At 63.3% G+C, this 18,299-nt stretch carries 17 protein-coding genes; 12 read left to right on the top strand and 5 right to left on the bottom strand.

Annotation, left to right across the window (positions count from 1 at the left end):
* Positions 1-176 precede the first annotated feature (176 nt).
* The 8 genes from AC0AII_RS07585 to pknB all read left to right on the top strand — a co-directional run bounded on the left by AC0AII_RS07585 (position 177) and on the right by pknB (position 10,145).
* Entirely contained in the window at positions 177-1,040 is an 864-nt protein-coding gene (locus tag AC0AII_RS07585) for an LPXTG cell wall anchor domain-containing protein (protein WP_490446691.1), read from the top strand.
* Positions 1,041-1,239: 199 nt separating this feature from the next.
* Positions 1,240-1,944: an FHA domain-containing protein gene (locus AC0AII_RS07580; protein ID WP_015021121.1), complete on the top strand. Its 705-nt coding sequence runs from the start codon at positions 1,240-1,242 to the stop codon at positions 1,942-1,944.
* A 36-nt stretch (positions 1,945-1,980) separates the two neighbouring features.
* The gene (locus tag AC0AII_RS07575) at positions 1,981-2,496 is read left to right on the top strand and encodes an FHA domain-containing protein FhaB/FipA (protein WP_372338672.1); all 516 of its coding nucleotides are present in this window, start codon (positions 1,981-1,983) and stop codon (positions 2,494-2,496) included.
* A gap of 6 nt (positions 2,497-2,502) precedes the next feature.
* Positions 2,503-4,053: a PP2C family protein-serine/threonine phosphatase gene (locus AC0AII_RS07570; RefSeq protein ID WP_490446690.1), complete on the top strand. Its 1,551-nt coding sequence runs from the start codon at positions 2,503-2,505 to the stop codon at positions 4,051-4,053.
* Positions 4,050-5,540, top strand: a complete 1,491-nt coding sequence (locus AC0AII_RS07565; protein ID WP_490446689.1) for an FtsW/RodA/SpoVE family cell cycle protein — start codon at positions 4,050-4,052, stop codon at positions 5,538-5,540. Before AC0AII_RS07570 ends, AC0AII_RS07565 begins: the two co-directional genes overlap by 4 nt.
* Positions 5,537-7,000 (top strand): peptidoglycan D,D-transpeptidase FtsI family protein, encoded by a 1,464-nt coding sequence (locus AC0AII_RS07560; protein ID WP_490446688.1) that lies wholly within the window; start codon positions 5,537-5,539, stop codon positions 6,998-7,000. Before AC0AII_RS07565 ends, AC0AII_RS07560 begins: the two co-directional genes overlap by 4 nt.
* Positions 6,997-7,989, top strand: a complete 993-nt coding sequence (locus AC0AII_RS07555) for a serine/threonine-protein kinase (RefSeq protein WP_490446687.1) — start codon at positions 6,997-6,999, stop codon at positions 7,987-7,989. Before AC0AII_RS07560 ends, AC0AII_RS07555 begins: the two co-directional genes overlap by 4 nt.
* Positions 7,986-10,145, top strand: a complete 2,160-nt coding sequence (gene pknB, locus AC0AII_RS07550) for a Stk1 family PASTA domain-containing Ser/Thr kinase (protein WP_490446686.1) — start codon at positions 7,986-7,988, stop codon at positions 10,143-10,145. Before AC0AII_RS07555 ends, pknB begins: the two co-directional genes overlap by 4 nt.
* 241 nt (positions 10,146-10,386) lie before the next feature.
* Here the strand turns inward: pknB and AC0AII_RS07545 are convergent, their stop codons facing one another.
* Entirely contained in the window at positions 10,387-11,517 is a 1,131-nt protein-coding gene (locus AC0AII_RS07545; RefSeq protein ID WP_490446685.1) for a class E sortase, read from the bottom strand.
* Complete coding sequence (locus tag AC0AII_RS07540; RefSeq protein WP_101431771.1) at positions 11,518-12,270, bottom strand: DUF881 domain-containing protein; 753 nt, start codon at positions 12,268-12,270, stop codon at positions 11,518-11,520.
* 90 nt (positions 12,271-12,360) lie between these two features.
* Here AC0AII_RS07540 and crgA point away from each other — a divergent pair, with 90 nt between their 5' ends.
* Positions 12,361-12,780: a cell division protein CrgA gene (gene crgA, locus AC0AII_RS07535; RefSeq protein ID WP_024627538.1), complete on the top strand. Its 420-nt coding sequence runs from the start codon at positions 12,361-12,363 to the stop codon at positions 12,778-12,780.
* A gap of 402 nt (positions 12,781-13,182) precedes the next feature.
* Here the strand turns inward: crgA and AC0AII_RS07530 are convergent, their stop codons facing one another.
* Complete coding sequence (locus AC0AII_RS07530) at positions 13,183-13,944, bottom strand: rhomboid family intramembrane serine protease (RefSeq protein ID WP_232342027.1); 762 nt, start codon at positions 13,942-13,944, stop codon at positions 13,183-13,185.
* 154 nt (positions 13,945-14,098) lie between these two features.
* Between AC0AII_RS07530 and AC0AII_RS07525 the strand changes: the two genes are divergently transcribed.
* Entirely contained in the window at positions 14,099-14,329 is a 231-nt protein-coding gene (locus tag AC0AII_RS07525) for a hypothetical protein (protein WP_015021110.1), read from the top strand.
* Between the two features lie 135 nt (positions 14,330-14,464).
* Positions 14,465-14,884: a sterol carrier family protein gene (locus AC0AII_RS07520; protein ID WP_045923787.1), complete on the top strand. Its 420-nt coding sequence runs from the start codon at positions 14,465-14,467 to the stop codon at positions 14,882-14,884.
* Between the two features lie 6 nt (positions 14,885-14,890).
* On the opposite strand, the gene AC0AII_RS07515 is transcribed toward AC0AII_RS07520, so the two are convergent.
* Positions 14,891-15,274: a DUF3073 domain-containing protein gene (locus AC0AII_RS07515; RefSeq protein WP_024627535.1), complete on the bottom strand. Its 384-nt coding sequence runs from the start codon at positions 15,272-15,274 to the stop codon at positions 14,891-14,893.
* Between the two features lie 153 nt (positions 15,275-15,427).
* Between AC0AII_RS07515 and trpS the strand changes: the two genes are divergently transcribed.
* On the top strand, positions 15,428-16,513 hold the full coding sequence (gene trpS, locus AC0AII_RS07510; protein ID WP_490446720.1) for a tryptophan--tRNA ligase: 1,086 nt from the start codon (positions 15,428-15,430) through the stop codon (positions 16,511-16,513).
* On the opposite strand, the gene AC0AII_RS07505 is transcribed toward trpS, so the two are convergent.
* Positions 16,510-18,288 carry a threonine/serine exporter family protein gene (locus tag AC0AII_RS07505; RefSeq protein WP_490446719.1) on the bottom strand — a complete coding sequence of 593 codons (1,779 nt, stop codon included), beginning with the start codon at positions 18,286-18,288 and terminating at the stop codon, positions 16,510-16,512. The two genes, trpS and AC0AII_RS07505, sit on opposite strands and share 4 nt — an antisense overlap.
* Positions 18,289-18,299 lie beyond the last annotated feature (11 nt).

The following is an 18,299-nucleotide window of genomic DNA, read 5'->3' as shown; positions in this document are numbered from 1 at the left end:
ATGGCCTATTCCCGGCCTTCGGCCGGCCGATGACCATTCCCTGCGGTAGAATAGTAGCGTGTTGTCGCCAAAGACTGGTTGATGATGCCTGTTTCCCAGGGGTCGGGGTGTCAAGGCAGGACATCCCATGAATGTATCTGGGGAGCAACCGACAATAGAGAAAATAGAGGTAACCAATGAATATCATGGTTCGTATCAAACGCGCATGCGCAGTACTCGCTGCCGGCGCCACCCTGGCAGGCGGCCTAGCGTTGCTGCCTACCGTGGCCCAGGCTGTCGAGAGCAAGAATGTCCAGACCAAGGCCGCTACTTACACAATCACGTTTAACGACACCGGTGCTGGAACCGTGATTACTCGTACTACCGGCACAGACGGCAAGCTGAAACTCGAAGATGTCCCAACGCCTACAGTGTCCCGTGAGTTGACCGAGCAGAATGTGAAACCTGACGGCTGGGTTGAGGATCCAACAGACCCAAATCAACATCCGATCGACTTCGCCAATCATGTTTTCACCGACAAAGCCGAGCTCTATCCTCACTTCGTGGTGTTAGACCCCGCCGCCATCCCCACTTACACGGTCACTTTCATCAGTGTGAATCCGGAAAATATCCAAGATACATATATGGACCCGTTCCAAACTAATAGTGAAGGCAAGCTGGATATAGACGAAAACACACAACCCGAGGTTCATAACTTCGATGGTTACACCTTCGACGGTTGGTTTAGCGATAATGGCGGATCCCGTTACGTCCCCGGTGGCACCTACACCGCAGACACTGTTTTCAGGGCCAGGTACACCAAGGTGACCACTCCCAACGAGCCTAACAAGCCTGGTCAGACCGCTCCGGCTGACAACAACACCAAGCAGCCTGCCAAGGACAACAAGGCTCCCGCCAAGGATCCGGCTAAGAAGGACGCCAAGAACAACAACACTCTGGCTCAGACCGGCGCCGACGCCGTGGCTCCTCTGGCCATTGCCGCTGGCCTCTGCCTGGCTGCCGGCATCACCCTGGGTCTGCGTCGCAAGCTGGCTCTGTGAGCCTGCAGGCTTCGGCCTGACCCATGATGATTGAAGTTCAAAGGCCCCTTGGTCCATTGTGGCCACGGGGCCTTATCCATGCCTGGCAGTCGCGGTCGTTCGAACCTGTTCATTGAAGAAATTGCAAGCATCCGACCGCCCATTACCCCCTTCCGGCAGGGTCACGTACTATGAAAGGGTTATATGGAAAGGGATGACTATGAGCGTTCTCGATCGTTTCGAGAAGAGCGTGGAAGGCGCCGTTAACGGTGTCTTCTCGAAGTTCGGCTCCAAGGACCTACAGCCCGTCGACCTGTCGAGCGCCCTCGAGCGTGAGATAGACTCACAGGCCATGCCCGTCGGTCGCGACCGCACCGTGGCGCCCAACGAGTATCGGTTCAGACTATCCACCCCAGACTTCGACCGCATCGAGCAGTGGGGTTCGGAGGCTCTGGCCAACGAGCTGGCAGACAACCTGACCAAGTACGCCGAAAGCCAGCACTATGCCTTCGTCGGCCCGGTCGTGGTCATTTTCGAGGAGGACCTCAACCTGAACAAGGGCGACTTCCACCTGTCTGCCGAGTCGGTCCAGGGCAACGCGGCACCCGTCACCACACCCGAGGAGTCCAAGGACTGCCCGGTGCTGGAGATCAACGGCCGCCAGTACCTGCTGACCGCCCCTATTACCACCATCGGCCGTGGATCCTCCTGCGACATCGTCATCGACGACGCAGGCATCTCCCGCCGACACCTGCAGATCGAGATCACCGACAAGGGCGTGGTAGCCCGTGATCTGGGGTCCACCAACGGCACCTATGTAGAGGGACATCAGGTTCCCGCAGCCACCCTGCTGGACGGCAATACCATCACCATCGGCCGTACCCGCATCCTCTACTGGGCATCGTCGCAGGAACAGGATTCGTAAGTCGCCCAGACCTTGAAGTAAGGTCGAATCATTATGCTGACTGAACTGACATTCGCCATCCTCAAATACGGATTCCTGGCTCTGTTATGGGTATTCGTCTGGCTGGCCATCCGTTCACTCCGCAAAGACATCGAGACTTTCAGCCCCAAGACCTCTCATACCCGCCGACGCAGTGAGCGCGCAGCCCAGCGCAAGCTTCCGGCGGCCGCCAGATCCGTGCCTATCGCCCCGGTCAGCAAGACAGAGCCTGCAAGCGACGACCCATCTTTGCTGGTAGTCATTGACGGACCTCTGGCCGGCTCCTCCACGCCGCTGTCTGGACGGCCCATCACCTTGGGACGCTCCTCCTCGAACACCCTGGTGCTGGACGACGAGTTCGTCTCAGGGCATCATGCGCGGGTCTACCAGGATCCTGCATCGGGCCGGTGGGCCATTGAGGATCTGGGGTCCACCAACGGCACCGTCGTCTCGGGGCAGAAAATCACGGCGCCGACAATCCTACCGGCGGAGGTTCCCGTACGCATCGGTGCCACCACCTTCGAGTTGAGGTAGCCGCCCATGACCAGGAACGATGCGAGCCAAAAGCTGTTCCTCTACTCCACGGCGGTTTCAGACGTGGGGTACGTGCGCAGCAACAACCAGGATTCTGCCTTCGCCGGCGAGCGCCTGGTGGCCATGTGCGACGGCATGGGCGGCCACGCAGGCGGGGATACGGCCTCGACCATAGCCATCCGATCCCTGGCCCACATCGAACGCGACGACCGTGAGCAGGACGTGCAGTCCCTGGCTCGGATGATGGAGACCTCGGTCATCGCGGCCCATGACGCCATCGTGGGCAAGGCCAAGCGCGAACACCGCCTGTCAGGCATGGGCACCACGGTCACGGCCCTGGCTCTGGCCGACGACTCCTGGGTGCTGGCCCATATCGGGGACTCCCGGGGCTACCTCCTGCGGGATGGCAAGCTGATCCGGATGACCCAGGACCACTCCTACGTGCAGCACCTGATCGACACCGGCCGCATCTCCCCGTCTGAGGCCCGCAACCACCCTCAGCGCAACGTAGTCATGCGTGTCCTGGGTGACTTCGACATCGACCCCCGCCCGGACATCTCCATCACCAAGGCCCTGCCTGCAGACCGCTGGATGATCTGCTCGGACGGCCTCTGCGGCGTTCTGGAGGATTCGACCATCGCCGAGGTGCTGTCCACGGTCTCGGACCAGGCGGAGTGCGCCCAGCAGCTGGTCACCTTCGCCCTGAAAGCCGGCAGCACCGACAACGTGACCGTGGTCATCGCCGATGCCACGCTGGCCTTGGACGCCGATGCCTTTGACCTGCCCCATCAGACCCCTCTGGTCGGCGGCGCAGCCAGCTCCAACCTGGAGGCCCTGGCCGACATCCTGGATGAGCCCGTAGCGGCTGCACCGCGCCTGCGCGACCAGTCCCGGGAGTCCCCCGCCAAGCGTGCCGCCGATCTGACCCAGGACCGGGATATCGCCAAGCAGGAGGACGAGGACGAAGACGGCCGCACCGCCCAGCCTTCGGCGGCCCGCGAGGAGAGTGGCGAACGGCATGTGCCCGACACCAGCGAGATCCCCGTCGTCCGCAAGAAGGACGGTTCGGCTTCAGCCGACCCCTACGACCCCGACGTGGCTGACGCCATCCACAAGGAGCACCTGGAGCAGCGCAAGCGCCAGCGCTCCCGGCACCGGAGAATTCGGCTGATCCTGGCCGGCATCATCACCCTGGTGGTCCTGGCCCTGGCCGGAGGCACGGCGGCCGCCTATCGCTGGAGCCAGGAACAGTACTACCTGGGCACGGATCAGGGCCGTGTGGTCATCTACCAGGGTGTGCCCACCAAGGCCTTCGCCCTCTCGCTGTCCCACCCGGTGCAGACCACGGACATCGCCGTCAAGGGGCTGCCCCAGTCCTGGCGCGACCAGTTGGAAGAGGGCATCACCGTCTCCAGCATGGATGACGCCCAGGAGCACGCCAATCTGATCCGCAAGGAGGCCCGTGACCTCAAGCGCGAACACGCCAAGACTGCTGCTTCCCCCTCCGCCTCACCCTCCCCGTCGAAAACCAGCCAGGACGGGCGGCACTCGTCATGATCGCCATCCGTCTGCGCCGCATAGGCCTTCTGCTCTTCTCCCTGCTGGTGGGGTTCATCGGCTTCTTCCAGATGTTCGCCCGTTCGGCGGGCCGCTTCCCTGGAGACTACGCTGCCCTGCTGGCAGTCACCGCTGCCCTCTTCATCGCCCTCTGGGTCCTCTTGGAGATTTTCCAGCCTTATGGCAGCCAGGCCATCCTGCCCAGCATCGTCATTCTGAGCTCGCTGGGCATCACCCTGATCACTCGCATAGATCTGCGCAACGCCCGGATCGGCCAACCCACACGAGTGGGCTTCACTCAGCTGATCTGGCTGTGTCTGGCCCTGGTCCTGTGCGGACTGCTGGTGGTGCTGCTGCGGGACTACAGGCTGCTGCGACGCTTCTCCTATGTGAGCATGGTAGTGGGCCTGGTCCTGCTCCTGTCGCCCATGCTTCCCGGCATCGGCCGCGAGATCGGCGGCGCCCGCATCTGGATCGGCGTAGGGTCGCATACCCTGCAGCCCGGCGAATTCGCCAAGCTCTTCCTGGCCTTCTTCTTCGCCGCCTACCTGTTCGACCACCGAGACCAGCTGGCCGTGGGCGGCAAGAAGGTGCTGGGCATGCGGATGCCCCGAATCAAGGATCTGGGCCCCATCATCATCGTCTGGCTTATTTCGCTGGCCGTCCTGGTCATCCAGCATGACCTGGGCACCTCGCTGATGTACTTCGCCATGTTCGTCTCCATGCTCTATGTGGCCACCGGCCGCACCAGCTGGATCGCCATCGGCTCGGTCTTCTTCGTCATCGGGGCCGTGGCCGCATCCATGATCTTCGCCCATGTGGGCGCCCGCGTGGACGCCTGGCTGCACCCCTTCAGCGACGCTGAGTTCAGCAAGGCCTTCGGCGGGTCCGGCCAGCTGGTGCGCGGCATCTTCGGCCTGGCCGCCGGCGGGCTGACCGGCACCGGCCTGGGCCAGGGACGCCCCTGGATCACCCCCCTGGCCAACTCCGACTTCATCTACACCTCGGTCGGCGAGGAGCTGGGGCTGAGCGGCCTGCTGGTGGTCCTGGCCCTCTACCTGGTCATCGTGGCCTCGGGCATGATCACGGCCATGAAGATCAAGGACGGCTTCGGCAAGCTCCTGGCCTCCGGCCTGGTCTTCACCATGGCCTTCCAGGTCTTCACCGTGGTGGGCGGCATCACCCTGGTGATCCCCCTGACCGGCCTGACCATGCCCTACATGGCGGCGGGCGGCTCAAGCCTGGTAGCCAACTGCATCCTGGCCGTCCTGCTGATCATCATCTCCAACGCGGCCAACAAGCCGGCGCCCGAGGTCAGCTCAGACACCTTCAAGTACGAGGCCCTGGCCGTCCTGCGCCAGCAGGAGACCAGCAAGCGCAGCGGACAGGACGACTCGGACCAAAACGATTCGAACCAGGACGAGGAGACCGACCTGCCAGCCACCGGACGCATTCCCGCCCGCCAGGTGCGAGGAGGTGGACAGTGAACAAGGCCCTGCGTCAACTCTTCAACGCCGTCATCGTCCTCTTCGTCATCCTGGGGCTTTCCAGCTCCATCATCATGGTGATCCGGGCCGGGAGCCTGAACTCGGATCCGCGAAATCTGCGCGCCCTCTACCACGAGTATGCGGCACCCAGGGGGGCCATCCTGACCTCGGACGGCGCCGTCATTGCCCAGTCCGACCCCATCAACGACTCCTTCCAGTACCAGCGGCACTACAACAAGGGGGGCATCTACTCGCCCATCACCGGCTACTACTCCATCACCAGCCCGGCCGACCGGGGAATCGAGGCCTCGCGCGACCGTCTGCTGAGCGGCCAGTCGGACAGCCTGTGGATGGACCGGCTCAAGTCCCTCTTCACCGGCACCCAGAACAAGGGCGCATCCATCGAGACCTCCATCAATCCCGGCATGCAGGAAGCGGCCTATGACATGCTGGGCAACCTGTCCGGATCGGTGGTGGCCATCGAGCCCTCCACCGGCCGCATCCTGGCCATGGTCAGCACGCCGAGCTACAACCCCGGCGACCTGACCGCCCACGACAGCGGCGATGCCTCCCAGGCCTACCAGAAGCTGGCCTCCCGCTCAGACAACCCCATGCTCAACCGGGCCACCTCGCAGCTGTATCCGCCCGGGTCCACCTTCAAGGTGGTCGTGGCCGCCGCCGCCCTGGAGTCCGGTCAGTACCACCCCGACAGCCAGCTGCCGGCAGGAGCCTCATACACCCTGCCCGGCACCAACTACAACCTGACCAACGCCACAGCCACGGGCAACGGGGTCAACGGCAGGATCAGCATGGAGAACGCCCTGGCCTACTCCTCCAACACCGCCTTCGCCCAGCTGGGGGTCAGCCTGGGCGGCAAGGCCTTGGCCGAGCAGGCCCGCAAGTTCGGCTACGGCTCCACCATCACCCTGGACGGAACCAACTCCACAGGCCGGCCCATGAAGGCTGTGGCCTCCAAGTTCCCCGAGGACCAGTCCCAGGACCGGCTCGCCCTGGCCTCCATCGGCCAGGGGGACACCCTGTCCACCCCCATGCAGGCGGCCATGACGGTCGCCGCCGTGGCCAACGGCGGCAAGCTCATGCAGCCGACCCTGGTTGACCGGGTGCGCTCCAGCGATCTGAGCGTCATCAGCGAAACCACGCCCTCGGTCTACTCGCAGGCCTTCTCCACGGACACCGCCAAGGCGCTGACCACCATGATGGATGCGGTGACCACCAAGAGCTACCCGGAGCTGGCCATCCCCGGCATGCAGGTGGCGGCCAAGTCCGGCACGGCCCAGATCGGCGCGGGCAATGCGGCAAATGACGGGTGGATGGTAGGATTCGCCCCGGCCGATAACCCCAAGGTGGCTGTTGCCGTCGTGGTGCATGGCATCTCCTCCTATGGCATGGAGATCGCCGGGCCGATCATGAAACGCGTCATGCAGGAGGCTGCCAAGTGAAACTGGTACAGGGACAGCTCATCCATCGACGGTACCGTCTGGACCGCCGCCTGGCCCAAGGGGGCATGGGCGAGGTCTGGAAGGGCTATGACATCGAACTGGGCCGCGTGGTAGCCATCAAGGCCCTGCGCGAGGACCTGACCAACGAGGAGTCCAAGCTGCTGAGGCTACGGGCCGAGGCGCACAATTCCGCCAACCTGGCCCACCCCAACATCGCCGCTCTCTTCGAGTACTACGAACACGACGGCATCGGGTTCCTGATCATGGAATACGTGCCCAGCCAATCCCTGGCCGACATCTACCGGGACCGGGGCGCCCTAGACCCCATCGAGCTGCTGCCCATCCTGATCCAGACGGCCCGGGGGCTCTACGTGGCCCACTCCCACGGTGTCATCCACCGGGACGTCAAGCCGGCCAACATCATGGTCTCCGACACCGGCGAGGTCAAGATCACCGACTTCGGGGTCTCCTACTCCACCAACCAGGGGCAGATCACCCAGGATGGCATGGTGGTGGGCACGGCCCAGTACATCTCGCCCGAGCAGGCCCAGGGCCTCCAGGCCACGCCCCAGTCAGACATCTACTCCCTGGGCGTGGTGGCCTACGAGGGGCTCTGCGGGCACCGACCCTTCACCGGCGCCACCCCGGTGGACATCGCCGCAGCACACGTCAACGACCCTGTGCCGCCGCTGCCCGACTCGGTAGACAACCAACTCATGAACTTCGTCATGTCCATGCTGGCCAAGGACCCGCGGGACCGCCCGGCGAATGCACTGGTGGTCTCGCACACACTGGCCAGGATCGAACAACGGCTGCTGGACCAGCAGGTGGGCGAGACCGAAGTCATCGACCCGCGCGCGCCCATGCCTAGGCGGATCATGAGCAGGCCGCACGCGGTAAAAGACATCTTCAGGCCCTTCTGGGGGCACTATGGAGAAGGAAGCGCACAGCGCGGCCTTGAAGCGACGAACGGAGGGGATACCCTATGAGCATCACACTGCCGCCGTCCCTAGCGGACGGACGATACCGTCTGGGACAGCTGATCGGACGCGGTGGCATGGCCGAGGTCCACAAGGCTGTGGACACACGTTTGGGAAGGACCGTCGCGGTCAAGATCATGCGGTCCGATCTGGCCAACGACGAAGTCTTCCTCTCGCGGTTCCGGCGGGAGGCCCACTCGGTCGCCCTGCTCAACAACCCCAACATCGTCTCCATCTACGACTCGGGCGAGGAGATACTGACCGACGACCAGGGCAACCATGAGCGGGTGCCCTACCTGGTCATGGAGTACGTCAAGGGCCAGACCCTGCGGTCCATCCTCAAGGAGAACGGCGCCCTGAGCCAGCGCGACAGCGAGCAGGTCATGCTGGGCATGCTGAGCGCCCTGGACTACTCCCACCACATGGGGGTCATCCACCGGGACATCAAGCCCGGCAACATCATGATCTCGGAGCAGGGCATCGTCAAGGTCATGGACTTCGGCATCGCCCGGGCCATGGACGATTCGGCCGCCACGATGACCCAGTCCCAGGGCGTGGTGGGCACGGCCCAGTACCTGAGCCCCGAGCAGGCCCGCGGCGAGAGCGTGGACATGCGCTCCGACCTCTACTCGGCCGGCTGCGTCCTCTACGAGATGCTGACCGGACGGCCGCCCTTCAACGGGGATTCGGCCGTGGCCATCGCCTACCAGCACGTCACCGAGGTGGCCACCCCGCCCAGCAGCATCGTGCCCGGCCTGCCGAAGATGTGGGACTCCATCTGCGCCAAGGCCATGGCCAAGGACCGGCAGAACCGGTATGCCACGGCCTCCGCCTTCAAGAGCGACATCCTGGCCTTCATGAACGGCGGGACCCCGGTGGCTGCCGCCTTCAACCCGCTGACCGACCTGGCCAACGTCAAGGCCCGCAAGGATGCCGAGCAGGGGACCGAAACGGCCACCATGCCGCTGACCGAAGAGGAGACGGCCGCCACCCAGGCCTTCAACCCCGTCCAGGATTCACTCAACCCTGCTGCCACCGGCGTAGCCACAGCTGAGCGCACAGCCGCCAAGACGGCCCAGCAGAAGGCCAAAAAGCGCAAGAAGATCATCATCGGCGCCGTCCTGGGAGCCCTGCTTCTGGTAGCCGCCGGGCTGGGACTCTGGACGGTCGTGAACCGGAACCATCATCAGATGGCCGAGGTGCCTACCATCAACGCGCAGATGTCACGGATCCTCGCCCGCGAGAAGGTCACCGCCGCAGGCTTCCACTACCAGGAGAAGGAGGACCACGACTCGGCCGAGCCCAAGGGGACCTTCACCAAGCAAAGCCCCAAGGGCGGAAGCATGGCTCCCAGAGGCTCCACAGTGACCGTCTGGTTCTCCTCCGGGCCCAAGGACACAGCCATTCCCGACGTCAAGGGCATGAACCAGCAGGAGGCCCGCAGAACCCTGGAGAAGGCCGGATTCAAGGTCTCCCCAGCAGCCTCGGTGGAAGACAGCCAGGACGTGCCCAAGGACCATGTGACCCGCACGGATCCCGCCGCAGGCCAGAGCGTGGCCAAGGGAACCAGCATCCTGATCTACATCTCCTCGGGCATGACCAAGGTGCCTGATCTGTCTGGCAAGAGCAAGGACGACGCAACCAAGACCCTGCAGAGTCTGCACTTCAACATCACCATCCGCGAGCAGGCCTCCAACACCGTGGCCAAGGATATGGTCATCAGCACCGATCCGGCTGCCGGGTCCTCCGTCCAGCAGGGAGCCATGATCACGGTCACCGTCAGCAACGGCATGCAGTTGGGCAACTACATCGGTATGACCCTGGGCGAAGCCAAGCGCACCCTGGGCCAGGGGGTCAAGATCACGGTCAACGGCCCTGACAACGACAACGCCGAGGTCACCGGCCAGGATCCTGCCGCAGGCGCCTCCTTCGACAAGTCCAAGGACACCATCACCCTGACCACAGCCATCCGCATCCCGCCCTTCTCCCAGGGCGAGACCTTGGGCAGCTACCGGCAGAAGCTGACCAACAGCGGTGTCAGCGCCGACAGGATCACCTCCATCGGCAAGGACACGGACAAGGTGACCGCTGTAAACCCAGCGGCGGGAAGCAGGGTGGACGACAACACACCCATCACGGTGACCACCATCAGCTCCGCCAACTGACCTGATATGGCCCCGGCGGGCACCGTCCTGCCGCCGGGGCCATATGTTGGGTCATATAAGGCCGGGCAGCATGAGTACGGGGTGAATATAGCGGCGCCTTTCAGACCATGGCCACCGTGGTGTCTTAGATAAACCAGGGCAATCACTGCCGGCAGTCGGCAAGACATGGCACCAATAAGCGGCGGGGCCGCAGGATCACATTGGATCCTGCGGCCCCGCCGCTCTTGCTATGCCGTCTAGATCAGAAGGTGGAGTAGTTGGACATCTGTCTGAGCATGGGCACGTTGCTGGCCAGCCATGGGAAGCCCCATTCCATCAGGGCACAGACCAGAGCCAGCAGAAGCAGAATCAGCAGAAGCCATCGAATCGGGGCTATGCCGGACTGGTGCCGCAACAGCCAGCCGTAGAGGCTGATCATGGGCTGGGGCTTCTCGCCCTTGCGAATCTGCTTCAGCAAGGGGTAACGCCAGGCAGCCAGTGCCGCCAGGTAGATGATCAGATAGGCTGCTGCCAAAACCAGGAAGACCGGCTGCAGAGAGCCCAGCCTGGCCATGATCGAACCCTTGTCGTCGGCGAAGGCCACGTTGCTGCCCCGGTCGCCCAGCAGTTCCTTGGGCACGCCGTCGGACACCTTGGCCCAGTAGCCGAATTCGCCCCAGCTGATCCACCGATGGGTGGCCGTGGTGTACTTGGGCTCGCAGGTGGTCAGCGTGATCATGCGCCGATCAGGAGCGTCGCTGGGTGAATAAGGGTTGGGGGCGATGACGCTCACCTCTTCAGGCGAGACGATCTTGTAGCGGGTGTAGTGGTAGACGTACCAGTAATCCTTGGTGCGCAGAACGATGGCGTCGCCCACTCGCAGCTCGTCCACATGGCCCAGCGGCTCACCATAGCCGGCACGGTGTCCGGCTATGGCCACGTTGCCCATCTCGCCCGGCATCTGCGTATTGGGGTAGTGCCCCAGCCCCGCGTAGGCCAACTCTCGGGGTGACGTGCCCTGAACCACGTTGCGCTCCCAATGCTGCCCAAACCGAGGAATGTAGGCCTGGGCCATCAGTTCACCCTCGGAGGCCTGCTTGGGCTGCACCGGCGGCGCCCCTTTCTGCGGCTTGGCCACCTTGCGGGAGTCGCCCGATCCTGGGTTGCTCCAGGAGGTCGAGGCGCGTGCCTGCAACTGCTGATGCTCGGACTGCACGCCGGTCCACCAGAGCTGCCAGACCACGTAGAGGGCGCAGATGACGGCCAGGGTAATCAGCAATTCCCCTACGATTTCTGCAATGCCCACCAGCCAGGTTCGTCGCTTATCCGCCGGCTTATCGGCCGCCGGCTTGTCGGCCGACGTCTTGTCGTTCTCCGCGTCCTCTGTCGTCATTTACCGTGCCTTCTCATCTAGCGATGCGTACTGGAGTGGCTGCAGGACAGCCGTCGTCTCAGGGAATCTCAGATTGTCCGAAGATTCGACATTCCAACCCAGACCCACCGTATTCACATACTCCTTGTAAACGCGGATGGATGGCGAAGCATTCAGGGACTTGGTCATCCGATCGACTGGTCCTATGGCTGAAATCTTATATGGCGGCGAGTACTTTCGGCCGTGCAGCAGCAGCACATTGCCCACGCATCGCACGGCCGTGGTGGGCAGCACCCGCTGATCCTGGATCCGCATGGACTCGGCTCCCCCGGCCCAAAGCGCATTGACCACGCTCTCCACATCCTGCTGGTGGATGACGTAATCATTGATGTTGGCCGTCGACCCGTCGGACCCCACCTTCTGCTGCCAGAGCGGGGAATCGTTGAGGGTCACCGTCAGCCCCGGCCCCTGGACGGCCTTGAGCACCGTGCCCGAGCCAGGGTCCTCACGCGACTGGTCCGAGCTGCCCTTGTCGTCGGTAAGGGTCTTCAGCGCGTTGATCTGCGAGCTCATGTCATTGATGTCCTTGCGCAGCTCGGCAGCCTTGTTCTGGCGCTCCTCCACCAGCCCGGCCGTGTCCGAGGTGACCGTAACCGTCCTGTTGACACGGATATTGGTGGTCAGCATGTACCCGACCAAGGCCAGCACCACAGCCACGGACACTGTGCCGACCAGGGACCTGCGCGCACCGTGCCGTCCCGTCCGTCTGGTCATAGGCATACCCTCATCCTCATCTGCGATAGTATTACGTTCGAGTCTAACCGCTACTATGGCTTAGTAGATCTACTGAAGGAGAATAACCTCATGGCAGAGCATCAACTCCATGATGACGAGGACCAGGCGGTGGACGAGGCCAAGACCGCTGACACTGGCGAGGACGCCGAGGACGAGGAGTACGGCCTGTCCATGGACAAGGTGGAGGCTGTGCTCAACCAGAACGTTGACAAAAAGCACATGACCCCGCAGATGCGCCGCATCGTGCAGCGTCAGGAGGAGAACACCCGCCGCGTGGAGGACACCATCAAGAGCACCAAGGCCAATCCACGTTGGTTCGTGCCTCTCTTCGTCACGCTGATGGTGGTGGGCCTGATCTGGATCGTGGTCTACTACATCGCCTCCACCCGGGGCAATGTCTTCCCCATCCCCGGCATCGGCAACTGGAACCTGGCCGTGGGCTTCGGCATTCTGCTGGTCGGCTTCCTCATGACCATGTGGTGGCACTGATCCAGCCACAGTGTTCTTCAGGAACCCCGCAACCGTCCAGACACGGCTGTGGGGTTCTTTGTGTACCCGCCTATACCCATCCACACCTGAGCGTCAGGCATGTGTGGATTCAAGCCTCCAGCTCCACCTATTTCATCCACTGTTGTCAGACTCAAGCCACAGTTATCCACAATCGCCCGAATTCATCGTGGACTTCCTAGGACACTCGTCCACAACCCTTCTGCTGACTGGGTTCTTCCTTCACTTATCCACTTTTTACCGGTATATATGCACCAGTTCTGGATACTTATTCCCAGGTTATCCACACGATTGTCAACAAATGTGGATAGATGACATCCATGTCATTTACCGATAACGAGGCCCAAAGCGGAGACGAGATAGTCGGCAGTCAGATGCTGATTTTCAGCGCATGGGGTTGGCCATGTTGCAGCCCAGAGCCAGCAGGACCAGGGCCGCCAGGAAGATCAGCGTGGGCAGCAGCCAGGAGAGCAGGCCATGCACCCGCGAGCCAGGCCGGCCCATGTGCAGCAGGGCCAGCATGAAGAGGCCGCCGACTATGAATCCGCCCACATGGTCCTGCCAGGCGATGCCGGGCACAAACAGGGGCATGCAGAAGTTGATGGCCATCCAGACCACCATGGAAACGATGTCGATCCCCAGACGGCGGTAGACCACCAGGATGGCGGCGAAGAGCCCGAAGAGCGCGCCCGAGGCCCCGATGGCCGACGTGCCCCATCCATTGGGCGCCAGGACCGCATAAACCATCAGCCCCAGGTCTCCGCCCAGCCCGCTGATCAGATAGAGGGCCAGAAAACGCCCATGCCCTATCAGATTTTCCAGCACCGGCCCCACAACCCAGAGGGTGATCATGTTGAAGAGTATGTGCGAGACATTGGTGGCGTGCAGAAATATGTTGGTCACGAACATCCAGGGCTCATGAATGGCCGTAATCGGCACGAAGGCCCAGTAGCCCAGCAAAAGCCTCTGGTAGCGAAGCGGAGCCAGCAGGTACAGGGCCATCTGGATGACCCAGGCCACTATGCAGATCAGGGTGATGGCTATGGTCACCACCGGAGCATGGTCACCCCAGTGCCGCCGGATCCAGCCCAGCGGCCCCCGACCGTTCCCTCCGCCTGCGAAACCGGTGCCCATGCCATTGACCATGAACCTTACCTTACCTGACCATCCGGCCCGGGGTGTGCGGTTTCCGTGCCGCAATGGCACCGATGCGCCCCACAGTTCGCCGCTTTCTACTAGGATGTTGACTAGGTCGGTCGAAGTGGGCAGGACCGACGAAAGTCGTCGAAAGGAGCCAAACATGGAGAATTCATCTTCAAACGGCTGGAAGTTCTTTGCACTGCTCTTCGGCACGCTGCTGGCCGGCGTTGTCGCTCTGTTCGTATACAAGCAGCAGAACCCGGATTACGATCCCTGGGAGGAGCCGTGGGAGAACAGCTCATCGCCAGTCGACCTGGGCCTGGCCAAGGATGAGGAGGACAAGGGGTCCGAGGACCCCGAGACCCCTCTGCAAGCGGGCGCACAGGCCTGACCGTTCCGGTCGGGAAGGAATCCGACCCAGCGTCAAAGACGTGAGGGCAACGGGTTCCTTTTTTTCATGCCTGAATTCGGCCCGGCTGCAGCCTGCTGGGACACGCCTGTTGGGGCGGCGCGTCACAATGGAGCCATGAGTGCCATACGGGAAGCAGACATGGAAGAAGGCCGCCGGGATTTTCTGGCCTGGCGCGATGCAGCCAAGGAGGCCGCGAATAATCTGGGCCCGGAGGGCGACCGGCTGACAGTGGCCCCGCAAACAGACAGGCGCAGCAAGGCCATGGCTGTCCGCTATTCCCTGCACATGCTGGAGATCAAGGCCCCCGGCCCCGGCGTAGAGGTCAGGGTGGCGCCTTGGGGGGCCGTCAAGATTCTGGACGGGCCGGCATCCGACCCGCATAACCTGACCCCGCCCGACGTCATCGAACTGGACCCGGATGTCTGGCTGCGGCTGGCCGCCGGCGTCACCAGCTGGAGCGAAGAAGCCGCCGCCGGGCATATCAGCGCCGTGGGCGAGCGAGACGATCTGCACGAGCTGCTGCCGCTGGTATGAGGCCGGCTACTTGCTCGCGGACCCCTTGGCTGCGGTCTTCTTGTCCTTGTGGTGTTTGAGCGCGCTTGGCACGGGAATAGGTATGCGCTTGTGGGGCTTGGGCGTGGCCGGCATCTCGCCAGAGGTGGCCTTGGCAGCAGCCTCGGCGGCCCACCGGGCGTAATCGTCCAGATCATCGTCCGTGGAATCCTCGGGGTCCTGGCCCCCCGATTTGCGCGAATCCGGTTTGGAGTACTCCTCTTCAACCATTTTGAAGGGATCCTTGCCCCTGGTTCCGGGTTCCTTGCTGCTGAGCTCTTTGGCCAGCTCGTCGTAATCCGTGTCCGTTGTCAGATATTTGAGCTTCCGGGCTATTTTCGTCTGCTTAGCCTTCTGACGTCCGCGGCCCATCCGACCCCCTTCGCCAGGTAACGTGCACTTAGGCAACTTGAATGTGAATTTGCATCATTTATGAGAGTACCACCTGAGCATCTTGTCGGCTCGGACTTTTACCATAAAAGCAATTCCCAGAACGACATTCGGCACGACGGCAAGGGTGGGACCATGCAGGGAGAAGTCACAGCGGCAGGCAACGAGATCAGCGACAGCTTCAGAGCCGCCAAGCACCGGTCCGACCAGGTACTGACCGAGCTGGACAAGAATCCCAGCCGCTACACCATGCTGACCGGCGACCGCCCGACCGGCAGGCTCCACCTGGGCCATTACTTCGGCTCCATCCGCGAGCGCGTCCAGATGCAGAATCGCGGCGTGCACACCAACATCGTCATCGCCGACTACCAGGTCATCACCGACCGGGACACCACCGAGCACATACGCGACAACGTGCTCAACCTGGTGCTGGACTATCTGGCTGCGGGCATCGACCCCAGGAAGACCATGATCTTCACCCATTCGTCCACCCCGGCGGAGAACCAGCTGCTGCTGCCCTTCCTCTCCCTGGTGACCGAGGCCGAGCTTCACCGCAACCCCACCGTCAAGGCCGAGATGGAGGCCAGCGGACACGCCCTGACCGGCCTGCTGCTGACCTACCCGGTCCACCAGGCCTGCGACATACTCTTCTGCAAGGCCAACGTCGTGCCCATCGGCAAGGACAACCTGCCGCATGTGGAGCTGACCCGGACCATCGCCCGCCGCTTCGACGAGCGTTACCCCGGCCAGGCCCCGGTCTTCCCGGAGCCTGATGCCATCCTGTCCGACACCCCTGAGATTCCGGGTCTGGACGGACGCAAGATGAGCAAGTCCTACGGCAACTCCATCATGCTGGGAGCCACCGCCGAGGAGACCGCCAAACTGATCCGCAAGTCGCCCACCGACTCCGAGCGCAGGATCACCTTCGACCCTGTCAACCGCCCCCAGGTCTCCGCCCTGCTGACCACAGCCGGCCTGGTGACCGACCGGAAGCCCGAGGACATCGCTGAGGAGATCGGCGATGCCGGCTCGGGCGCCCTCAAGGCCTACGTGACCAAGTCGGTCAACGAGTTCCTGGCGCCCCACCGCGAGCGTCGGGCCGAGCTGGCCAAGGACATGGACGCCGTGCGCGACATCCTGGTCGAGGGCAACAAGCGCGCCAACCAGATAGCCGAGGAGACCCTTGATCAGGTCCGCTCGGCCATGGGCATGCGCTACTAGACGTCGTACCGCCAGGAGCGGTCGGTCAGCACCCGGGCCGTGACCAGGCCGATGGGCAGGCAGATGATGACCATGAAGGCCCGGAAGGCCCAGTCCAGTGCGTTGAGCGTATTGAACTGCCCCAGGTAGAACATGGCCCGGTACATATACAGGCCGGGCACCATGATGACGATGGAGGGCACGGTCAGGCTGATTCGTGGGTAGCCCAGGTGGGGCGGCAGCAGGCCGTGACGGACCGAGGAGCGCCAGACCGTGGCCAGCATGCCGGCCAGGAAAGCGCCCAGAAAGGCGGCCATCTCCGGAGGGACATGAAGCAGGTCCTGCATCTCCAGACGCATGGTGTCGGTCAGAGCGCCGATGACGGCGGCCACCAGGGCCATGCGCTGGGGTGAATTGAAGAGGACCGAGAAGCCCCAGACCCCGCAGAAGGCCGCAATCAAACGCAGGCCGGCCATCAGCCAGGGGCTCAGGTTCATGGGTTCAAAGCCCTGGGGGTTGAGCATGACCATCCGCGCCACGGCCCATCCGCCCAGCGTGGCCACCAGGATGATCGAGAAGGCGTAGGTGATGCGCTGCACCCCCGAGGGGAAGTCCAGCTTGGCGATGTCCAGGCCGCCGGTGACCAGGGGGAAGCCGGGAATGACGAAGAGGATGGCGCCGATGTAAGCCGTGTCGTGCCTGAGGGCCACCGGGTCGAAGATGCCCACCAGTCTCAGCGTGCCGACGCAGGCCAGGGCGGCGATGATGACCGCCACCCCGGTGGCGAAGAACTGGTTGATCCGCCTGCCCAGCATCTGACGGCGCACCCACTGGCCTATGCCAGCGCCGACGAAGGCTCCGGCCATGTCATAGGGGCCGCCGCCCAGCAGGAAGACGAAGGCTGCGCAGGCCACGGCCGAGGCGAAGCCTGAGAAGAGGGGCGAGTAGAGGGGCTTGCGTCGCTCGATCAGGTCCAGGCGTTCGTGCGCCTGCCGGACAGTGATGCCACCCGTTGCCCGCGTCTGCGAGGATGCGGACTCGTCAGGGGAGGCAGGCTCTTTGGAGTCTGTGGCCTCTTTGAAAGACGCAGACCTGTCGGGAGACACTGACTGTTCGGGGGACGCGGCGCCCTCGGAAGACCTGGCCTTCTCATGTGCTTCGCCTTGAGTTGACGCAGATTGTCCGGACGCAGCCTTGGAATCCTTGGAATCCTGCGGCCGAGGCGTGGAGCCTACGGTGCCCAGACCGGCGGCCGTCCTGGTGTCTATGGCCGCTGCATCGATCCGGTTCTGGCTGATCTCGTCCTCGTTGTGCACGGCGGTGGCCACTGCGTCCTTGAGCGCCTTGGCCGCATCCTGGTCCTGGGCCAGCACCTCCTTGACCGCCTTGCGGGCCGCCGCATAGACGTTCGGCTCGTCCAGGTTGTCCACCAGCTCCCGGGAGACCACCGTCATGGTGTGGTAGGTCCCCGCCTGCCCGCACTTGACGCTGAGCCAGTCCGCGAAGTGTTCCAGCAGCCAGATCCGCTCAGTGTTGACGCCGGTGGTGGGCAGGTCCACCACCTCGGTGATCCGAGACACGCCATCCGTGCAGGTGGCCTCGATGTCGGTCAGGTTCACGTCGGCCCGCACATGCACGCCCATGGGGTAGGCAATCCTGTGCATCATCTCGCGCACGCGGAAGCTTCCCGTGCCGGCCCCCAGCTCCAGCATGCCCACCCGCACAATCAGGCTGGTCTTGGCCGCGATGCAGGCCTCGACGATGGGCTTGTCGTAATCGCGTTCAATGTCCTCCATGTCCAGCGGAA

It is taken from the genome of Bifidobacterium sp. VU/mBH4 (B4), assembly GCF_058199535.1.
The sequence above is the reverse complement of the archived record's forward strand: the minus strand, read 5'-3'. Positions and strand labels throughout refer to the sequence as shown.

Excerpts from the sequence above, each read along its gene's own strand:
- AC0AII_RS07585 (WP_490446691.1), top strand. The coding sequence starts at position 177 with ATGAATATCATGGTTCGTATCAAACGCGCATGCGCAGTACTCGCTGCC.
- AC0AII_RS07580 (WP_015021121.1), top strand. The coding sequence starts at position 1,240 with ATGAGCGTTCTCGATCGTTTCGAGAAGAGCGTGGAAGGCGCCGTTAAC.
- AC0AII_RS07570 (WP_490446690.1), top strand. The coding sequence starts at position 2,503 with ATGACCAGGAACGATGCGAGCCAAAAGCTGTTCCTCTACTCCACGGCG.
- AC0AII_RS07565 (WP_490446689.1), top strand. The coding sequence starts at position 4,050 with ATGATCGCCATCCGTCTGCGCCGCATAGGCCTTCTGCTCTTCTCCCTG.
- pknB (WP_490446686.1), top strand. The coding sequence starts at position 7,986 with ATGAGCATCACACTGCCGCCGTCCCTAGCGGACGGACGATACCGTCTG.
- AC0AII_RS07545 (WP_490446685.1), bottom strand. The coding sequence starts at position 11,517 with ATGACGACAGAGGACGCGGAGAACGACAAGACGTCGGCCGACAAGCCG.
- AC0AII_RS07540 (WP_101431771.1), bottom strand. The coding sequence starts at position 12,270 with ATGACCAGACGGACGGGACGGCACGGTGCGCGCAGGTCCCTGGTCGGC.
- crgA (WP_024627538.1), top strand. The coding sequence starts at position 12,361 with ATGGCAGAGCATCAACTCCATGATGACGAGGACCAGGCGGTGGACGAG.
- AC0AII_RS07530 (WP_232342027.1), bottom strand. The coding sequence starts at position 13,944 with ATGGTCAATGGCATGGGCACCGGTTTCGCAGGCGGAGGGAACGGTCGG.
- AC0AII_RS07525 (WP_015021110.1), top strand. The coding sequence starts at position 14,099 with ATGGAGAATTCATCTTCAAACGGCTGGAAGTTCTTTGCACTGCTCTTC.
- AC0AII_RS07520 (WP_045923787.1), top strand. The coding sequence starts at position 14,465 with ATGAGTGCCATACGGGAAGCAGACATGGAAGAAGGCCGCCGGGATTTT.
- AC0AII_RS07515 (WP_024627535.1), bottom strand. The coding sequence starts at position 15,274 with ATGGGCCGCGGACGTCAGAAGGCTAAGCAGACGAAAATAGCCCGGAAG.
- trpS (WP_490446720.1), top strand. The coding sequence starts at position 15,428 with ATGCAGGGAGAAGTCACAGCGGCAGGCAACGAGATCAGCGACAGCTTC.
- AC0AII_RS07505 (WP_490446719.1), bottom strand. The coding sequence starts at position 18,288 with ATGGAGGACATTGAACGCGATTACGACAAGCCCATCGTCGAGGCCTGC.